Raw genomic sequence first — 16,682 nt, 5'->3', positions numbered from 1 at the left:
CGGTCCCCGTCGAGGTCGGTGACCCGGCGGTCACGGGCGGTGCGCGTGCCGGGCGGCCTCCTCGATGCGGGCGGCGGTCTCCGCGCCCTGCCGGTACGGGAACGTGTGCGCGCCGGGCAGGGTGGCCACCCTGCCGTCGGGCGCGGCGGACGCCAGCCGGTCCACCCACTCCGGCGGCGCGAACGCGTCGTGCTCGCCGCGCAGCAGCAGCACGGGGCAGCGCACCCCCGTGATGGTGTGCTCCGGGCGGTCCCGCTGCCCCGAGCGCACGAACCGCGCCAGCTCGCGCGGTCCGCCGCGCAGGTAGTACGGCCACGTGACGGGGATCAGACCGGGCGGTTCGCGGCGGGAGTTGCGGACGTACGCGCGGACCAGCCCGGCGAAGCGCCGCTGCTCGGGCGGGAACGTCGGCCCCATCAGGACCAGCGAGCGCACCTGTTCGGGCCGGCGCAGCGCGACGTGGACCGCCGCCTGCGCGCCGGTCGAGTGCCCGACCAGCACGACGGGCGCGTCGCCGGTCGCCGCGTCGAGCCAGCGCTCCACCGCGTCGGCGACCCCGGTGACGTCGGCGCGGCACGGCCGGGGCGGTCGGTGGCCGAAGCCCGGCACGTCCAGCAGCGCGGCCCGGGTCCACTCCCCGCAGCGGGCCGCGGTGTCCACCAGGTACCCCAGCGCGCCCAGGCCGGGGACGACGGCCACCACCGGCCCGTCTCCGTCCCCCTTCTCCAGGCTGCGCACGCCGGCGTTCCACCGGACCCGCAACGGCTGTTCACGTCGTGGCGGCACTTCGTCGGTTCCTCCGGTCACCCGCGAGGCGTACCGCACCGGGGCGCACCTGAAACCGATTCACCTCACCGATGCCGATGCCGACGCCGACGCCGGCACGTGCCGCGGCACGCAGGTGGCGCTCGCCGCGGCCACCCCGGCGAGCACCAGCCAGGGCAGCGGACCGCCGGCGTCGAACACCGCGCCCAGCGGCGCACCGGCCACCAGGACCAGCAGCCCCGCGCCCGAGGACAGCGCACCCGTGAAGAGGCCGAGCCTGCGGTCGTCGACCAGGTCGGGCACCCAGGCCCGCACGGCGGGCACGATCAGCACCTGCCCCGCCGTGAGGAGCACGACGAACACCACCGACGGCAGCAGCCCGCCCAGCGCCCGCACCGGCAGCAGCACGGCCGTCGCCGCGCAGCCCGCCGCGAGCAGCGCCGAGCCGGCCAGCACCGCGCCGCGCGGCGACAGCGCGCGGGACGCCCACCGCGAGACCGGCACCTGGCCGACGACCACCAGCGCGGAGGACAGGGCGAACAGCCAGCCGAGGGCGGCCTGGTCGCCGGTCGCGCGCCGCACCTCGCCGGGCAGCGCCAGGTACATCTGGTTGTAGAGCAGCAGGTAGCCGCCGTAGGCCGCGCACAGCGCGAGGAAGCTCCGGTGCCGCAGCACGTCCGCGAGACCGCCGGCGGACGACACCGGCGCGCCGACGCCACCGGGTCCGGCTCCCCTGGGTGCGGCTCCCCCGGCCGGCATGAGCAGCAGGTGCCCGAGCAGGATCACCGCGAACACGGCCGCGCCGGCCAGGCAGGCCGCCCGGAACCCGGTGCCGACGAGGACCGCGCCCAGCACGGGACCGATGAGCGCCCCGGCCTGGCCCGCCGCGTGGAACACGCCCAGCAGCCGGGTGCGCGGCACGCCGGTGAGGCGTTCCCGGGCCACGGCCAGGCGGGCGACCCCGGTCTCCACGGCGGGCGAGAACAGCGCGGCGGCGAACCCGATCAGCAGCACCGAGCCGACGACCGACCACGTGCCGCCCGCGAACCCCAGCCAGGCGAACCCGGCGATCCGCAGCGCGCAGCCCACCAGCACGACCGGTCGCGGGCCGAACCGGTCGGTCAGCGCCCCGCCGACCACGAACAGGCCCTGCTGGCTGAACGTGCGCAGGCCCAGCACCAGCCCGACCAGCCACCCGGACAGCGCCAGCTCACCGGTGAGGTGGGTCGCCAGGTACGGCAGCACCGCGTAGAAGCCGAGGTTGAAGGCGAACTGGGTGCCCACCAGCAGGCCGACCGGGCCGTGCCGCCCGGTCACGCCTTCCCCGCCGACGTCGAGGTCGCCGACGCCGAGGCGGCCCGCGACGGGGTGGTCGGGGACGCGACCGCCGGCGACGAGACGGCGAGGACGGCCAGCGACAGCAGCACCACCGCCGGCGACAGGGCCGCCCACGGTGCGCGTTCCAGGTAGGGCAGGGACTCGGCGAGCAGCAGGCCCCACTCGGGGGTGGGCGGTTGGGCGCCGAGGCCGAGGAACCCCAGCGAGGCCGTCGCCAGGGCGATGCCGGGCAGGCGCAGCACGGCGTGGCGGGCCACCGGTCCGGCCACGGCGGGCAGCACGTGCCGCGTCACCGTCCACAGTGGAGATGCGCCGAGCGCGCGCCGCGCCTCGGCGTGGGTGGCCGCGCGCGCCTCCTGGACCAGCGCCGCGGCGTGCGCGGCGAGCGGCGGCCACGACACCAGGCCGACCGCCACGGCCGCGCCCGTCGCGCCGGGTCCGGCGGCGGCCGCGACGAGCAGGCCGGCGATCACCGGCGGCACCGCGTTGGCGGTCTCGGCGACCCCCTGCGCGACACCGGGCAGGAAGCCCAGCAGGACGGCGACCGCGTAGGAGCACGCGCACACCACCAGCGCGACGCCGAGCGTGGCGGGCGCGCCGTGCCCGACGCGGGCGAGCACGTCGCGGCCGAGCGCGTCCGTGCCCAGCGGGTGCGCCCAGGACGGCGGGAGGAGTCGCGCGGCGGTGTCCAGGCGCAGCGGTTCGCGGGTGAGCCCCCAGCCGACGACGACGGCGGGCAGCACCGCGCTGACCGCCACCACTCCCGGGCGCGCCCGGGAGGCCACCGGCGGCGGGGCGGTGAGCGCCGCGTCGCGCAGCGCCGGCCCGAGCACCCGGTGCCGCGCGACCGCGACCGCGAGCCCGGCCGCGAAGCCCAGCAGGACCAGGGCCAGCACGGAACCCTGGAGGAGCGGCAGGTCCTGCGACTCGGCCGCGCCCAGCGCGGTGCGCCCCAGGCCGGGCACCGCGAACACCACCTCGACGGCCACCGCCCCGCCGGTCAGCCCGACGGCCACCAGCCCGAGCTGCGGCAGCACGGGCGGCAGCACGCGGCGCAGCGCCGCCCGCGCGAGGACGCCCGGCGCGCACCCCCACGACCGCCACAGCACCACCCAGCGCTCCTGGAACACGGCGGGCAGCGCGTCGTCGACCAGCCGCCCCAGCACCGCGCCGGCCGGGACGCCCAGGGCCAGTGCGGGCAGCACGACGTGCCCGACCCCCTGCCACCCGTAGGGCGGCAGCCAGCCCCACCACACCGACACCACCACCAGCAGAACGGTGGCCAGCAGGAACTCGGGCACCGCGGTGAGCAGCGCCCCGACACCGCCGCCGGAGCGGACCAGGTCGCCGCGCGCGCCCCGCACCAGCGCGGGCGCGCACAACGCGGCGGCCAGCGGCACGGCCACCAGCAGGGCCGCCGCCATGAGGGTGACGGACGCGCCCAGCCCGGACAGCACCGACGGCAGCACGTCGCGGCCGGTCACCCACGAGCGGCCCAGGTCGCCGCGCACCGCGTCGAGCAGCCAGTCGCCGAACAGCGCCACCGGTCCCGCGTCCAGCCCCAGCTCGCGGCGCACCGCGTCCAGCGCCTCGCGCGTCGGCTCCTGCTCGGCGGACCGCGCCCGCAGCACGGACAGCGCGGGGTCGCGGCCGGCGAGCCACGGCAGCAGGCCGACGGCCGCGACGACGGCGGCGAGCCCGCCGGCGCGGGCCAGGGCGGGCGCGATCACCTCAGGTGGGTGTCGACCGTGACGAGCACGCGCTCGCGCGGGTCCTTGGCCGAGCCCACGACCGACGTGGCGTCGCCCTGCACGACCCGCTCGTGCAGCATCGGGATCGCCGCGTCGGTCCGCAGCACGGCGGCCTCGGCGGCCAGGATCGCGGCGCGGCGGCCGTCGCCCGCCTCGGCGAGGGACGCGGTCCGGACCGCCTCGTCCACGGCCGGGTCGCACAGCCGCGCGATGTTGAACGACCCGTCGCAGGTGAAGTCGGACCGCAGGTAGGCGACGGGGTCGCCGGAGTCGAGGACGGTGGCGCGGGACAGCACGAACGCGTCGAACTCCCCCGCCAGCGCGTCCTCCTCGATGTGCGCGTACTCCCGCACGACCTGCTCCACGGCGAACCCGGCGTCCTCCAGCCGCTGCTGGAGGACCGAGGCGACCTCGGGCAGCTCGGCGCGGTCGGAGAACGTGGCCAGGGTGATGGCCGCGCCCCGCGGCGGGGTGGCGGCGGCGCGGCCGGTCGGCGCGGTGCGCCCCTCGGCGGCCCAGGGCAGGGCGGGTCCGAGGAGGCCGGCCGCCACGTCGGCGCGGCCCTCGTAGACGCCGCGCACCAGTTCGCCGGCGTCGATCGCCTCCCGCGCGGCGGCGCGCAGACCGGCGTCGCGGAAGGGGCCGGCCTGGGTGTTCAGGTACAGGGTGTTGGTGCGCGGCATCGGCACCTCGGTGATGGTCGCCGGGTCGAGCAGCGCGGCCTGCGAGACGGGCACGGCCTCGGCGATGTGCGCCTCACCGCTGCGGATGGCGGCGGCGCGGGCGGTGCCGTCGGGGACGAACGACACGTCGATCCCGGCGGCGCGGGCCCTGCCGCCCCAGTAGCCGTCGTGCCGGTCGAGGGTGGCGGTGGTCGTGCCGTTCACCGCGACCAGCCGGAACGGTCCGGTGCCCGTGCCCACCGGGTCCACCGAGCCGTCCGGCCGGTAGGCGCTCGCGGCGAGGATCGCGAGCTGCGGTGACGACAGCCGCTGCGGCACCAGCGGATCGGGCTCGCCGGTCGTGACGACGACCCGGTCCCCCTCGGCCCGCGCGGTGAGCGCGACACCGTCGAGGATGCGCGGCTTGGGCGAGGCGGCGACGGCCCGCGTCAGGGTGTTCACCGCGGAGTCGGCGGTCAGCGGCGTGCCGTCGTGGAAGGTCACGCCGGGCCGGACGGTGAACTCCCAGGCGAGGTCGGAGGTGCGTCGCCACCCGGTGGCCAGCCCGGGACCGGCGTTGCCGTCGGCGTCGAGGGTGACCAGCGTTTCGGCGGTGGACCAGCGGGAGAGCTTGAACGCGTCGTCGCTGAACGGCGAGAGGCCCGAGCGCGGCGGTTGCAGCATCGCGAGCTTGATGCGACCGCCGGCGTCGCCCGCGGTCGCGTTCGGGTCCTGGGCAAAGCACCCGCCGAGGACGAGCGACGACGCCACGACGAGGGCGAGGGCGGGCAGGGGCGAGCGCAGGTGCATGGCGTTCCCGGGGTTCGGCGGTGGTGCCGCGAACCTAAGGCAGACGATTATCATTTTCAAAGCCAGTGTGGGGCACCCCACGACCCCCCACCCCAGCAGCCCTGCGGACGGAGAAGTGATCGGCATCACACCCCAGGTGGCCTAACGTCCGTGTACTGCGGGTAATGGAGGCGCTATGACGAAAGCTCAGAAGACGGCCTCGGCGTGGGCCGCCTCCTCGCCCGGAGAACTGCTCGACCACGTGCGCGGCGCGGTGGAGGCCGACGACGCGGCGGTGCGCGCCGTCTGGGCCGCGGTCGCCGCCGACCAGGTGCTGGCGGCCCGCGTGCGCGGTGCGTTCGCCCGCCTCAAGGCCGAGCACCGCGGGGACCGGGACGAGGCGGTGTGGCTGCTGCGGATCACCCGCGCCGGCCGGCAGCTCGCCGCCGCACCGACGGCCGCGGCACCGGGGCCCCGCCGCGAGCGGCCCGCGGCGCCCGCCGAGCCCGAGGTGGTCCTCTCGGTCGCGCCCGCGATCACCCGGTCGCGCCGCCCGGCCGTGCCGGCCCTGCTGTTCCGCGAGCCGAAACCGCTCGTCGCCTCCTGACGCCCGCCGGCTCCCGCGACCCGGCTCCCGGACCCCCGCCCCTCAGCCCGACAGCCCCACGACCGGCGCCGGGGTGCCGCCGGACGTGCCGCGCGCCACGACGATCGCGCCCGGCGCGGGCACGAGGCGCAGGTCCTGCCGGGACCCCGAGCCGTCGAGCCGGACCGGGATCGAGGTGGGCGGGCTGCCGTCCCACGCCTGCACGACCAGCGTCACGTCCCGCCCGGTGTCGCCGCACAGCCTGAGGTAGGTGCGCGCGGTCGTCGCGTCGGCGGAGCGCAGCGGGCAGAGCGCGAGGTCCAGCGGGTGGGAGGCGCCGGTGAGGTCGAGCGCGGCGAGCGCCTCGACCTCCGCGCCCGCCTGCTGTTCGAGGAGCGGCGTGACGCCGACGTCCGCGCGCGGCCACCACGGCGCGGGCGGCCCGGCCAGCAGTGCGCCGGTCCCGGTGTCGAACAGGCCGCTGGTGACCGAACCGGGCGCGGCCGGTCCGCCGACGATCCGCAACCACACCGCCGCCCCGTCCGACGTGCTCGTGGGCAGGACGTCGATGCGCTCGCCGGCGGAGTCGTCGACGGCCACCTCGTGCCGCCACCGCTCGTCCCCCGTGACCTCGTCGAGCGCGAGGAGCCCCACTTCCCCGGGGCACTGCACGGGCGCCAGGACCTCGGTCCGCCCGCGGGCGAGGAGGCTGAACGGGCTCGTGCAGCCGCCCGGCGGCGACCACCGCCAGCGCTCCTCGCCGGTGCCCAGGTCGTACGCGGTGTGGGCGTCGTCGCGGATCACCAGGGTCCGGGCGGTCACCACGACCTGCCGGGTCTGCACCAGCACCGCGGGCACCACCCGCCGGAACCGCTCCGCGCCGGTGTCGGCGTCCAGCACCACCAGCAGGTTCGACCGGGTGTCCCCGGCGGAGGCGAAGGCCACCGCGACCGCTTCGCCGTCGGTCGAGACCAGCACGTCGCGGACGTGCGCGCCGGGTCGGGCGTACGCCCACTGCCGACGCCCGTCCGGGCCGTCCAGGGCGGTGACCGCGCCGTCCGCGGTGGCGACGACCACCCCGTGCCCGGCGGCGTCGACGTCGGTGACGTCCGCGGGCGGCTGCCACGACCACTGGCGGCCACCGGGCCGGTCGGGCACGGGCTCGGGCGCGAAGTCCCGCGCGTCACGGGTCTCGGCGCGCGTCGCGACCCGGTCCACGACGGCGGGTGACGCGACCGCCGCCGCGAGCACCGCGACCGCCGCGAGCACGCCCACCGGGCGGGGACGCCACGACGTGCTCCCGACCAAGCCGACCGCAGCACCCAGCGCGCCGACCGCCAGCACGGCGGTGTCCGCCCCCGGCACGCCACCGGCCACGTCGAGCACCAGCCGCACCACCGCCGCGCCGGCGGCGAGCACCCCGACCACTCCCCCGGCGACCCGCACCCGGCGCGACCGGGCCAGGCCCAGCAGCACGGCGAGCACCACCCCGCCCGCGTACCCGGCGAGCGCCACGCCGTCGGCCCGCGTCGCACCACCGGGCAGGAACGGGGCGACCACCGCGCACAGCCCGCCCACCACCGTCATCCACCGCAGCACACGACTGCGACGGCCCGACCCGGCCGTGCGTTCCCCGTCGGAGGTGAACGTCAGGTGCGCGACCGGCCGCCGGCCTTCGCGCGCACCCGGCGATAGCTCCAGACCAGCAGGCCGAGCAGCACCAGGCCGGACAGGACCAGGCTCGACCCCGTGCTCCAGCCGCCGAACGGCAGCGACTCCACCAGGCCCCACACGACGCCCGCCGCGATCAGCAGCAGGCCCGCCAGCACCGAGCCGGCGAGACGCAGGGGCGAGGCCACGCTGTCCTCCGCGGCCTTCATCGCCCGGTCGCGCACCGGGTCCACGTAGCGCTCCAGGGCGGGGAACTCCGACGCCAGCACCACGAGGCCGGCGAGCACCAGCAGCAGGCCCGGTCCGGGCAGCACGAGCAGCAGCACCCCGACGACGAGCAGCGCCCCGCCCGCGACGACGACGCCCACCTTCTTCACCGATCGGCCTCCGCGCATCCGCCCAGTCTGCCCACCCCCGCGTCCGCACGCTCACCGGCGGCCGACGACCCGGGTGACGCAGCCCACCTACCGATTCGGTCGGTTTACCGACCGAATCGGTAGGTCGCTGGGTATCGTGGTCCCCATGGCACGACCGACCCGGCACCGCGCGGAGATGGAGATCCTCGACCTCGCGGCCGGCCTGTTCGCGCGGCACGGGTTCGCCCACACCTCGCTGAAGGACCTCGCCGACGCCGTCGGTTTGTCCAAGGCCGGGCTGCTGCACCACTACCCGAGCAAGGACGCCCTCTTCGAGGCCGCGCAGGAGGCGTGCCAGGCGCAGGGCCGCCGCGTGCTCGACCAGGTGGCGGAGCTGCCGCCCGGTCCGGCGCGCGACCGGCGGGCGCTGGAGCTGCTGACCGACGTCGCCCTGGACCTGCCCGGGCTGGTGTCGCTGGCCTTCGGCGCGGTGACCTCGCCCGAGGAGCCCGTCATCGCCATCGAGGACGTCATGGTCTTCGAGGTGTTCGCCGTCGCCCCGGACGGGTCCGACGTCGAGCGGGCCATCCGCGTCGTCGGCGCCCTGGCCGCCCTGGCGGTGCTCAGCGTGACCGCCAACCGCGCGGGCGAGAAGACCGCCTGGCGCCCCCACATCATCACCACCTGCCTCGACGCGCTCGGCCACCGACGCCCGGACGCCACCTCACCCGACCCCGATCCCGCCTTGGCTAAGGACTGAATCCGCATGGCTCGTCTGTTGTACCGACTCGGCTTCGGCGCCCACCGGCGCCGACTGGCCGTCGTCCTGCTGTGGCTGCTCGTCCTGGCCGGCACGGGCGTCGGCGCCCTCACGCTGGCCGGGCCGACCTCGAACAGCTTCTCGATCCCGGGGCAGGAGTCGACCACCGCCCTGGACAAGATCAAGGAGCAGTTCGGCTCCGGCGGCGGCGCGACCGCCCGCGTGGTGCTCAAGGCGCCGGACGGGCAGCAGCTCACCACGCCGGAGAACGCGCAGCGGATCGGCGAACTGGTGGCCGAGCTGGGCACCCTGCCGGGCGTGTCCTCGGCGAGCAACCCGCTCGACCCGCGGGCGCCGTCCGTCAACCCCGCGCAGGACACCGCGTACAGCACGGTGACCTTCGACGCCAAGGCCGGCGACGTGACCGGGGAGCAGCGGACCGCGCTGCTCGACGCCGTGGCCGACGCGCGGGCCGCCGGGATGACCGCCGAGGTCACCGGTGAGGCCGTGCAGGCCCCGCCGCACATCGGCGGCATCGTCGAGGTCATCGGCGTCGCGCTGGCCCTGCTGGTCCTGGCGCTGACCTACGGCTCGCTCGTCCTGGCCGGCATGAACCTGCTGACCGCCGCGGTCGGCGTGGGCATCGGCGCGCTGGGCGTCACCATCGCCACCGGCTTCATGGAGCTGTCGTCCACGACGCCCATCCTGGCCACGATGCTGGGCCTGGCGGTCGGCATCGACTACGCCCTGTTCATCATCAACCGCTACCGGCAGGAGCTGCGGCGCGGCCGGGACGTCGGCGACGCCATCGGCATCGCCGTGGGCACCGCCGGGTCGGCCGTGGTCACCGCGGGCATCACCGTGGTCATCGCCCTGGTGGGCCTGGCCGTCGCGGGCATCCCGTTCCTGACCCAGATGGGCATCGCGGCCGCCGTGACCATCGTCGTCGCCGTCCTGATCGCCGTCACCCTCGTGCCGGCCGTGCTGAGCTACCTCGGCCGCCGCGCGCTGCCCCGCAAGCAGCGCACCGCGCCCGCCACCACCGACGAGCACGAGAGCAGGGGCTTCTACCGCAGCTGGGCGGGCGGCGTGACCCGCCGCCGGGTCACCGCGCTGCTGCTGTCCGTGCTCGCCCTGGGCGCGGTCGCCGTCCCGGCCGCGTCGATGCAGACGACCCTGGTGCAGACGCCGCCCGCGACGAGCACCCAGGCCCGCGCGGAGCAGCTGCTGTCCGACGGGTTCGGCGAGGGCTTCAACGGCCCGCTCATCGTCCTGTTCGAGGGCGACGGCGCGGTCCAGGCCGCCACCGAGGCCGGTCAGGAGATCACCGGGGTCGACGACGTCGCCCTCGTGACGCCGCCGGCGCCGAACGCCGACGGCACCGCCGCGATGCTGACCGTCATCCCCGAGTCCGGCCCCACCAGCGAGGCCACCCTGCGGCTCGTCGACGACCTGCGCGACCGGCTCGCCGGCACCGAGGGCGTCACCACCTACGTCACCGGCGCCACCGCGGTGAGCGTCGACGTGGCCGCCACGCTCGACAGCGCGCTGCCGCTGTACCTGGCCGTGGTCGTGGGCCTGGCGCTGATCCTGCTGATCCTGGTGTTCCGCTCGCTGCTGGTGCCACTGGTCGGCGTGCTGGGCTTCCTGCTCACCATCGGCGCGTCGCTCGGCGCGACGGTCGCGGTGTTCCAGTGGGGCTGGCTGGCCGGCGCGGTCAACCTCGACACCACCGGACCGCTGATCAGCCTCACCCCGATCATCGTGATCGGCATCCTGTTCGGACTCGCGATGGACTACCAGGTGTTCCTGGTGTCCCGGATGCACGAGGCGCACCACCGCGGCAATGCTCCCCTGACGTCCATCACCACCGGCTTCCGCCAGGCCGCGCCCGTGGTCGTCGCCGCCGCGCTGATCATGTTCTCGGTGTTCGCGGGCTTCGTCCCGTCCGGTGAGCCGACGATCAAGTCGATCGCGTTCGCCCTGGCGATCGGCATCCTCGTGGACGCCTTCGTGGTCCGCATGGTGATCGTCCCGGCGGCGCTGGCGCTGCTCGGCGAGAAGGCGTGGTGGCTGCCGAAGTGGCTGCACCGGCTGCCCGAGCTGGACGTCGAGGGCACGCAGCTCGACGACCACCCCGCGCGGGCCGACGAGCGGCCCAGGGCCGAGGTCGCCGGCTGACCCGGGCGGTCACGTCCACGCGAGGAGCCCCCACGACCCGTCGTGGGGGCTCCTCGCGTTCCGGTCCAGCGCCGCACGGCTCAACCGCCCGACCGTTCGGCCGACGCCGGCTGCGCAGCGTTCGCGGGCACACCGTCCAGTGTGGTCCGAACGAGGTAGCGGCACTGCGCTTTTAGGTGCACAGGACCTGCGGCCGGACGCGCGCGACCGTACGGTCCGGGCATGTCGAAGCTGCTCAGCGTCATCGGTGCGGCCGCCGCCGCGGCACTGCTCGCCACCGGGTGCGGCGGAACCGGCGTCATCGCGTCGGACGACCGGCCCGTGGTGCTGACCACGTTCACGGTGTTGGCCGACATCGCCGCCACCGTCGCGGACGGGCACCTGCGGGTGGAGTCGATCACCAAGCCCGGTGCGGAGGTCCACGGCTACGAGCCGACACCGGACGACGTCAAGAAGGCCGCGCGAGCGGACCTGGTCGTCGACAACGGACTGAACCTGGAGGCGTGGTTCGCGCGGTTCGTCGCCGAGGTCGACGCCCCGCACGTCGTGGTCAGCGACGGGGTCGAGCCGGTGCCGATCGCCGAGGACGCCTACGCGGGCAAGCCGAACCCGCACGCGTGGATGTCGCCGCTGAACGTCCGGACCTACGTGGACAACCTCGTCCGCGCCTTCACCGACCTGGCCCCGGCGCACGCCGCCGACTTCCGGGCCGCGGGCGACCGCTACGGGGACGAGCTCCAGCGGGTGCACGACGACCTGGTGGCGGCGCTCGCGGTGCTGCCCGCCGGCAAGCGTGCGCTGGTGACCTGCGAGGGCGCGTTCTCCTACCTGGCTCGCGACGCCGGGCTGACCGAGCGCTACCTCTGGGCGGTCAACGCCGAGCAGCAGGCGACCCCGCAGCAGGTCGCGGGCGTCATCGACTTCGTGCGCGCCAACGCGGTGCCCGCCGTGTTCTGCGAGTCCACCGTGTCCGACGCGGCGATGCGGCAGGTCGTCGCCGCCACCGGGGCCGCGTTCGGCGGCGTGCTCTACGTCGACTCGCTGTCCACACCGGACGGTCCGGTGCCGACCTACCTGGACCTGGTCCGCCACGACGCGCGGACCATCACCGCCGCGCTGACCGGGAGGGCGGGGTGAGCGCGGCCGAGGTCGGGGTCGCCGTCGGCGTCGCCGGTGCCGACGCCGTCGAACTGGCGGACGTGACGGTCCACTACGGCGACGTGCTCGCGCTCGACGGCGTCACGCTGTCCCTCCGGCCCGGTCGGGTGTGCGGGCTGGTGGGCGTGAACGGCTCGGGCAAGTCCACGCTGTTCAAGGCGATCACCGGCCTGGTGCGGCCGGACCGCGGCGCGGTGCGCGTCCGGGGCGGCCCGCCCGGCGCGGCGCGGCGCGCGGGCGAGCTGGCCTACGTGCCGCAGAGCGAGGCGGTCGACTGGTCGTTCCCGGTGTCCGTGCGGGACGTGGTGATGACGGGGCGGCACGGCGGGCTGGGGTTCACCCGCCGCCCGCGCCGGGCCGACCACGACGCCGTGGACCGGGCGCTGGAGCGGGTCGGCCTCGCCGACCTCGCCGACCGGCAGGTCGGCCGGCTGTCGGGCGGGCAGCGCAAGCGCGCGTTCGTCGCCCGCGGCATCGCGCAGCAGGCCCGCGTGCTGCTGCTGGACGAGCCGTTCTCGGGCGTGGACAAGCGGTCGGAGGCGACGATCGCGCGGCTGCTGCGGGAGCTGGCCGCCGAGGGCGCCGCGGTGCTGGTGTCGACGCACGACCTGCGCGCGCTGCCCGACCTCGCCGACGAGGCGGTGCTGCTGATGCGCCGCGTCCTGGTGCACGGCCCGCCGCACGAGGTGCTGCGGCCGGACAACCTGGTCCGCGCGTTCGGCCTCGACGTGACCGCGCGCGACGGGGAGGCCGGGTGACCGCGTACGAACTGCTGGTGGAACCCCTCGGCTACGGGTTCATGGCGCGGGCGCTCGCGGCCACGGTGATCGCCGCCGCCGTGTGCGCGGTGCTCTCGTGCTGGCTGGTGCTCATCGGCTGGTCGCTGATGGGGGACGCGGTGGCGCACGCCGTGCTGCCCGGCGTGGTGCTGGCCTACGTGCTGGGCGCGCCGTTCGCGCTGGGCGCGGTGGTGTTCGGCTTCCTCGCCGTCGCGCTCATCGGCGTCATCCGCGACACCAGCCGGGTCAAGGAGGACGCGGCGATCGGCATCGTGTTCACCACGCTGTTCGCCCTGGGGCTGGTGCTGATCTCGGTGACGCCGAGCCAGACGGACCTCAACCACATCGTGTTCGGCAACCTGCTCGGCGTGGGCCGCGCCGACCTGGGCCAGATCGCCGTGCTCGGCGCGGTCGCGCTCACCGCGCTGCTGCTCAAGCGCCGCGACTTCACCCTCTACGCCTTCGACCCGGTGCACGCCCACGCCATCGGCCTCGACCCGCGGTTGCTGGGCGCGTCCCTGCTCGGCCTGCTGGCGCTGACCTGCGTGGTGGCGCTCCAGGTCGTCGGCGTGGTGCTGGTGGTGGCGATGCTGATCATCCCCGGCGCGACCGCACACCTGCTCACCGACCGGTTCGGGCGGATGCTGGTGATCGCACCGGCGGTGTCGGTCGGCGCGGCGGTGGTCGGGCTGTACCTGAGCTACCACCTCGACACCGCGTCCGGCGCCATGGTGGTGCTGGTGCAGGGGGCGGTGTTCCTGCCGGCGTACCTGTTCGGGCCGCACGGCGCCCTCGCGGGGCGGATCGCGGCGGGCCGCCGCCGTGCCCGGACGTGCGGCTGACCCCCGTCACCCGCGTGGCACGCCGAGCGCGTCGGCGAGCCAGCCGTCCGCGCGGGCGTGGAACCGCCGCGTCACCCCCGTGCGGCGGGCCCAGCTGTCGAACCCGTGCGGCGCGCCCGGCACCACGTCCGCGGTGACCTCGACGCCCGCGGCGCGCAGGCGCTCGGCGTAGGCCAGGTCCTCGTCGTGGAACAGGTCGACGGAGCCGACCCCGATCCACGTGGGCGGCAGGCCCGCCAGGTCCGCGGCGCGGGCGGCGACGGAGAACGCCGGGGCGGTGGGCGCGCCGGGCTCACCGCCGAGGTAGGCGCGCCAGCCGGTGGCGTTGCGGCGGTTGTCCCACACGCGGTGCTTCACCGCGTCGAGGTCGCGGCGGGCGGCGGTGCGGTCGTTGAGCATGGGCGAGTTGAGCCACTGCGCGGCCGGTGCCGGACCGCCCTCGGCGTGCAGCCGCTGGACGAGGCACGCGGCCAGGCCGCCGCCCGCGCTCGCGCCGCCCAGGGCGACCCGCGCGGGGTCGACGCCCAGCTCGGCCGCGTTGCGGTGCAACCACGTCCAGCCCGCGAGGCAGTCGTCGAGGGGCGTCGGGAACGGGTGCTCGGGCGCGAGGCGGTAGTCGACGGAGACCACGGTGATGCCGAGCGTGCGCGCGAGGGCGACGCAGCGGGCGTCGTCCATCCTCGGGTTGCCCAGCACGTACCCGCCGCCGTGGACCCAGTAGAGCGCGGCGGGCACGGCGTCGGCGACCGGCCGGTAGAGCCGCAGCGGCGCGGGCGCGCCGACGACGTCGCGGACCCGCACGTCGTCGGCGCGCGCGGCGGGGATGCGCGCGCTCGCGGCGCGGACCAGGCGCAGCACCAGCCGGTTGCCGATGGGCAGCGGCGGCAGGCGGCGGACGGGACCGCGCAACTCGGGGTCGATCAGCTCGATGTCCACGGGTTCGGTTCCTCCACGGGTTCGGGGTGGGTGGTGGGCACAGGATCACAGCCGGTGGGCGTCGCGCCCCGGCACGCCGCACCGCGGTCGCGGACGTCGGGGGCGCCGCGCGTGAACGGGTTCACGCGCGGCACTCCGTAGTTCGAGTCTCGAAGTTCTTGCCGGAACGGTAACAGCTTCGAGACTCGAAGCAAATCCGTTCGAGGTTCGAAGCTGTTACCGTGGCCGCATGGACGAGCTGGAGGCCGTCGTGCGGGCCAACCACGAGGTCTTCATGCTCACCGGTGACCGGATCGCCACCGTCCTCGCCGACCACGGCCTCACCCACGCCACCGCGCAGGCGCTGTGCGCGATCGACCCGGCCGAGGAGCCGCCGTCGATGAAGGCGGTGGCCGGGCGGCTGCACTGCAACGCGCCGAACCTGTCGTTCGTCACCGACCAGCTCGTCGGCCGGGGCCTCGTCACGCGCGTCGCCGACCCGCGGGACCGGCGCTCGCGCGTGCTGGTCCTGACCGACGCGGGGCGACGCGTGCGCGCCGACGTCATGCGCGCGACCCTGAGGCAGACCCCGTTGGCCGGCCTGGACGAGGCGGACCTGAAGACCCTGGCGGCGATCCTGGACCGGGCGCTGCACGGCTGAACCGCCGGTCGTGCCACCGGGCCGCGCCGGCCACGCCGCGAACCCCTCGGGCGAGTCGGTCCCGTCGGACGCGAGCAGGCCGAAGCCGTCCTCGTGGAGCCCCGACGCCACTCGTCGCGCGCCTCCAGCCAGGTCGCGTGCAGACTCGCGGTGGACTGGATCAACTCGTGCGCACGGTGACGGTACCGGTCGGAAATGACACAGGCTTGTCCGGTGACTCCCCCGTTCGGCCCTTCAGTTTTGTATAGATCGTTCATAAGTTGAATGAGTCTGATGCAAAAGTCCGAGGACAACGACCGAAAGTCCGTCCGTCGACTCGGGTCACCGACGATCTTTCGGCTCTTCCGACTGCCCAACGGCCCGAGGGCCGGTTCCCGTCGCGCGCCGAACGGAGCAGGATGGACAACGACGCCCAGACCGGCCGGCTGGCCAGGTTGATCTCCCGTCGCACCGTGCTGGCGACGAGCGCGGTCGGCCTGGCCGTCCCCGCCGTCGTGGCCCCGGGCGCGACGCCCCTCCGGGAGGCCGCGGCGCAGGACGGGACCGTCAAGCGGCTCACCGTCTACGCCGAAGCCCTGCCCGGCAACCTCTACGGCTACGGCCTGGCTCCCGGCGAGGCCACCGTCCCGGGCCCCACCTTCGAGGTCTACGAGGGCGACACGCTGGAGATCACGCTGGTCAACAACACCGACCGGCGGATGTCGATCCACCCGCACGGCGTGGACTACAGCACCGACTCCGACGGCGCGCCGCTGAACAACTCTTTCAACAACCCGGGCGAGACGCGCGTCTACACCTGGCGCACGCGCGGGATGACCGGCGCCGGCGGCGGCAGCAGGCGGTTCATGCCGGGCAGCGCGGGCTACTGGCACTACCACGACCACGCCATGGGCACCGACCACGGTTCGCTGGGTGTCGCGCGCGGCCTGTACGGGGCGCTGGTCGTGCGCCGGCGCGGCGACCTGCTGCCCGACAGGCAGTTCGTCGCCGTGTTCAACGAGATGTCGATCAACAACCAGGTCGCGCCGCACACGCCGATCTTCGAGGCGCGCCTCGGCCAGCGCGTCGAGTGGATCGCCATCGGCCACGGCAACCAGTTCCACACCTTCCACCTGCACGCGCACCGCTGGGCGGACAACCGCACGGGCATGCTCGAAGGCCCGGCGGACCCCAGCCAAGTGGTCGACAACAAGGACCTCAACCCCGGCAGCTCGTTCGGGTTCCAGGTCATCGCCGGGGACGGGGTCGGCCCGGGCGCGTGGATGTACCACTGCCACGTGCAGTCGCACTCCGAGACGGGGATGTCGGGCATCTTCCTGGTGCGCAACGCCGACGGCTCCATGCCGCCCGGCGCGCAGGACGCCGTCGACCGCTTCCGCGGCCACGCCCACGGCACGGCGGGCGCGGCCGGACAGGCGCCGGACCGGGCACAGCCGCACGAACACCACTGACCGCACGGCCTGCCAAC

15 protein-coding genes are annotated in these 16,682 nt (G+C 75.6%); 8 read left to right on the top strand and 7 right to left on the bottom strand.

The window, feature by feature from the left end:
• Positions 1–30 precede the first annotated feature (30 nt).
• From J2S66_RS06375 to J2S66_RS06360, 4 genes are read right to left on the bottom strand one after another with little or no spacing between them, the layout of a single operon-like run.
• On the bottom strand, positions 31–807 hold the full coding sequence (locus J2S66_RS06375; protein WP_310304901.1) for an alpha/beta fold hydrolase: 777 nt from the start codon (positions 805–807) through the stop codon (positions 31–33).
• Positions 808–846: 39 nt separating this feature from the next.
• A complete protein-coding gene (locus J2S66_RS06370) occupies positions 847–2,082 on the bottom strand; it encodes an MFS transporter (RefSeq protein WP_310304898.1) in 1,236 nt (411 codons plus the stop codon).
• A complete protein-coding gene (locus J2S66_RS06365) occupies positions 2,079–3,833 on the bottom strand; it encodes an ABC transporter permease subunit (protein ID WP_310304896.1) in 1,755 nt (584 codons plus the stop codon). Before J2S66_RS06365 ends, J2S66_RS06370 begins: the two co-directional genes overlap by 4 nt.
• Positions 3,830–5,326: an ABC transporter substrate-binding protein gene (locus J2S66_RS06360; protein WP_310304894.1), complete on the bottom strand. Its 1,497-nt coding sequence runs from the start codon at positions 5,324–5,326 to the stop codon at positions 3,830–3,832. The genes J2S66_RS06365 and J2S66_RS06360 overlap by 4 nt, the downstream gene beginning before the upstream one ends.
• Before the next feature lie 175 nt (positions 5,327–5,501).
• On the opposite strand from J2S66_RS06360, the gene J2S66_RS06355 reads away from it, so the two are divergent.
• Positions 5,502–5,912, top strand: a complete 411-nt coding sequence (locus J2S66_RS06355) for a hypothetical protein (RefSeq protein WP_310304892.1) — start codon at positions 5,502–5,504, stop codon at positions 5,910–5,912.
• A 42-nt stretch (positions 5,913–5,954) separates the two neighbouring features.
• Here J2S66_RS06355 and J2S66_RS06350 read toward each other — a convergent pair whose 3' ends face one another.
• Together J2S66_RS06350 and J2S66_RS06345 are read right to left on the bottom strand one after the other, a co-directional pair.
• Positions 5,955–7,478 carry an outer membrane protein assembly factor BamB family protein gene (locus J2S66_RS06350; RefSeq protein WP_310304890.1) on the bottom strand — a complete coding sequence of 508 codons (1,524 nt, stop codon included), beginning with the start codon at positions 7,476–7,478 and terminating at the stop codon, positions 5,955–5,957.
• 62 nt (positions 7,479–7,540) lie between these two features.
• Positions 7,541–7,957 (bottom strand): PGPGW domain-containing protein, encoded by a 417-nt coding sequence (locus J2S66_RS06345; protein ID WP_310304888.1) that lies wholly within the window; start codon positions 7,955–7,957, stop codon positions 7,541–7,543.
• 127 nt (positions 7,958–8,084) lie between these two features.
• On the opposite strand from J2S66_RS06345, the gene J2S66_RS06340 reads away from it, so the two are divergent.
• From J2S66_RS06340 to J2S66_RS06320, 5 genes are all read left to right on the top strand, one after another.
• Positions 8,085–8,678 carry a TetR/AcrR family transcriptional regulator gene (locus J2S66_RS06340; RefSeq protein WP_310304886.1) on the top strand — a complete coding sequence of 198 codons (594 nt, stop codon included), beginning with the start codon at positions 8,085–8,087 and terminating at the stop codon, positions 8,676–8,678.
• Between the two features lie 6 nt (positions 8,679–8,684).
• Positions 8,685–10,859: an MMPL family transporter gene (locus tag J2S66_RS06335; RefSeq protein WP_310304884.1), complete on the top strand. Its 2,175-nt coding sequence runs from the start codon at positions 8,685–8,687 to the stop codon at positions 10,857–10,859.
• 222 nt (positions 10,860–11,081) lie between these two features.
• Positions 11,082–11,996, top strand: coding sequence for a metal ABC transporter substrate-binding protein (locus J2S66_RS06330; RefSeq protein WP_310304881.1), 915 nt, complete (start codon positions 11,082–11,084; stop codon positions 11,994–11,996).
• Between the two features lie 53 nt (positions 11,997–12,049).
• On the top strand, positions 12,050–12,775 hold the full coding sequence (locus J2S66_RS06325) for a metal ABC transporter ATP-binding protein (protein ID WP_374726191.1): 726 nt from the start codon (positions 12,050–12,052) through the stop codon (positions 12,773–12,775).
• Positions 12,772–13,638: a metal ABC transporter permease gene (locus J2S66_RS06320; protein ID WP_310304878.1), complete on the top strand. Its 867-nt coding sequence runs from the start codon at positions 12,772–12,774 to the stop codon at positions 13,636–13,638. The genes J2S66_RS06325 and J2S66_RS06320 overlap by 4 nt, the downstream gene beginning before the upstream one ends.
• A gap of 6 nt (positions 13,639–13,644) precedes the next feature.
• On the opposite strand, the gene J2S66_RS06315 is transcribed toward J2S66_RS06320, so the two are convergent.
• Positions 13,645–14,574 (bottom strand): alpha/beta hydrolase, encoded by a 930-nt coding sequence (locus tag J2S66_RS06315; RefSeq protein WP_310304876.1) that lies wholly within the window; start codon positions 14,572–14,574, stop codon positions 13,645–13,647.
• Between the two features lie 229 nt (positions 14,575–14,803).
• Between J2S66_RS06315 and J2S66_RS06310 the strand changes: the two genes are divergently transcribed.
• Together J2S66_RS06310 and J2S66_RS06305 are read left to right on the top strand one after the other, a co-directional pair.
• Entirely contained in the window at positions 14,804–15,214 is a 411-nt protein-coding gene (locus tag J2S66_RS06310) for a MarR family winged helix-turn-helix transcriptional regulator (protein WP_310304874.1), read from the top strand.
• A gap of 398 nt (positions 15,215–15,612) precedes the next feature.
• Entirely contained in the window at positions 15,613–16,665 is a 1,053-nt protein-coding gene (locus J2S66_RS06305; protein WP_310304873.1) for a multicopper oxidase domain-containing protein, read from the top strand.
• The last annotated feature ends 17 nt before the right edge of the window (positions 16,666–16,682 follow it).

Source organism: Saccharothrix longispora (assembly GCF_031455225.1).
In the GTDB taxonomy this organism is placed as follows: Bacteria; Actinomycetota; Actinomycetes; order Mycobacteriales; family Pseudonocardiaceae; genus Actinosynnema; species Actinosynnema longispora.
Note: the sequence above shows the minus strand (reverse complement) of the source record. Positions and strands in the feature narration are given on the sequence as shown.

Excerpts from the sequence above, each read along its gene's own strand:
- J2S66_RS06345 (WP_310304888.1), bottom strand. The coding sequence starts at position 7,957 with ATGCGCGGAGGCCGATCGGTGAAGAAGGTGGGCGTCGTCGTCGCGGGC.
- J2S66_RS06310 (WP_310304874.1), top strand. The coding sequence starts at position 14,804 with ATGGACGAGCTGGAGGCCGTCGTGCGGGCCAACCACGAGGTCTTCATG.
- J2S66_RS06305 (WP_310304873.1), top strand. The coding sequence starts at position 15,613 with ATGGACAACGACGCCCAGACCGGCCGGCTGGCCAGGTTGATCTCCCGT.
- J2S66_RS06355 (WP_310304892.1), top strand. The coding sequence starts at position 5,502 with ATGACGAAAGCTCAGAAGACGGCCTCGGCGTGGGCCGCCTCCTCGCCC.
- J2S66_RS06340 (WP_310304886.1), top strand. The coding sequence starts at position 8,085 with ATGGCACGACCGACCCGGCACCGCGCGGAGATGGAGATCCTCGACCTC.
- J2S66_RS06330 (WP_310304881.1), top strand. The coding sequence starts at position 11,082 with ATGTCGAAGCTGCTCAGCGTCATCGGTGCGGCCGCCGCCGCGGCACTG.
- J2S66_RS06360 (WP_310304894.1), bottom strand. The coding sequence starts at position 5,326 with ATGCACCTGCGCTCGCCCCTGCCCGCCCTCGCCCTCGTCGTGGCGTCG.
- J2S66_RS06335 (WP_310304884.1), top strand. The coding sequence starts at position 8,685 with ATGGCTCGTCTGTTGTACCGACTCGGCTTCGGCGCCCACCGGCGCCGA.
- J2S66_RS06350 (WP_310304890.1), bottom strand. The coding sequence starts at position 7,478 with ATGACGGTGGTGGGCGGGCTGTGCGCGGTGGTCGCCCCGTTCCTGCCC.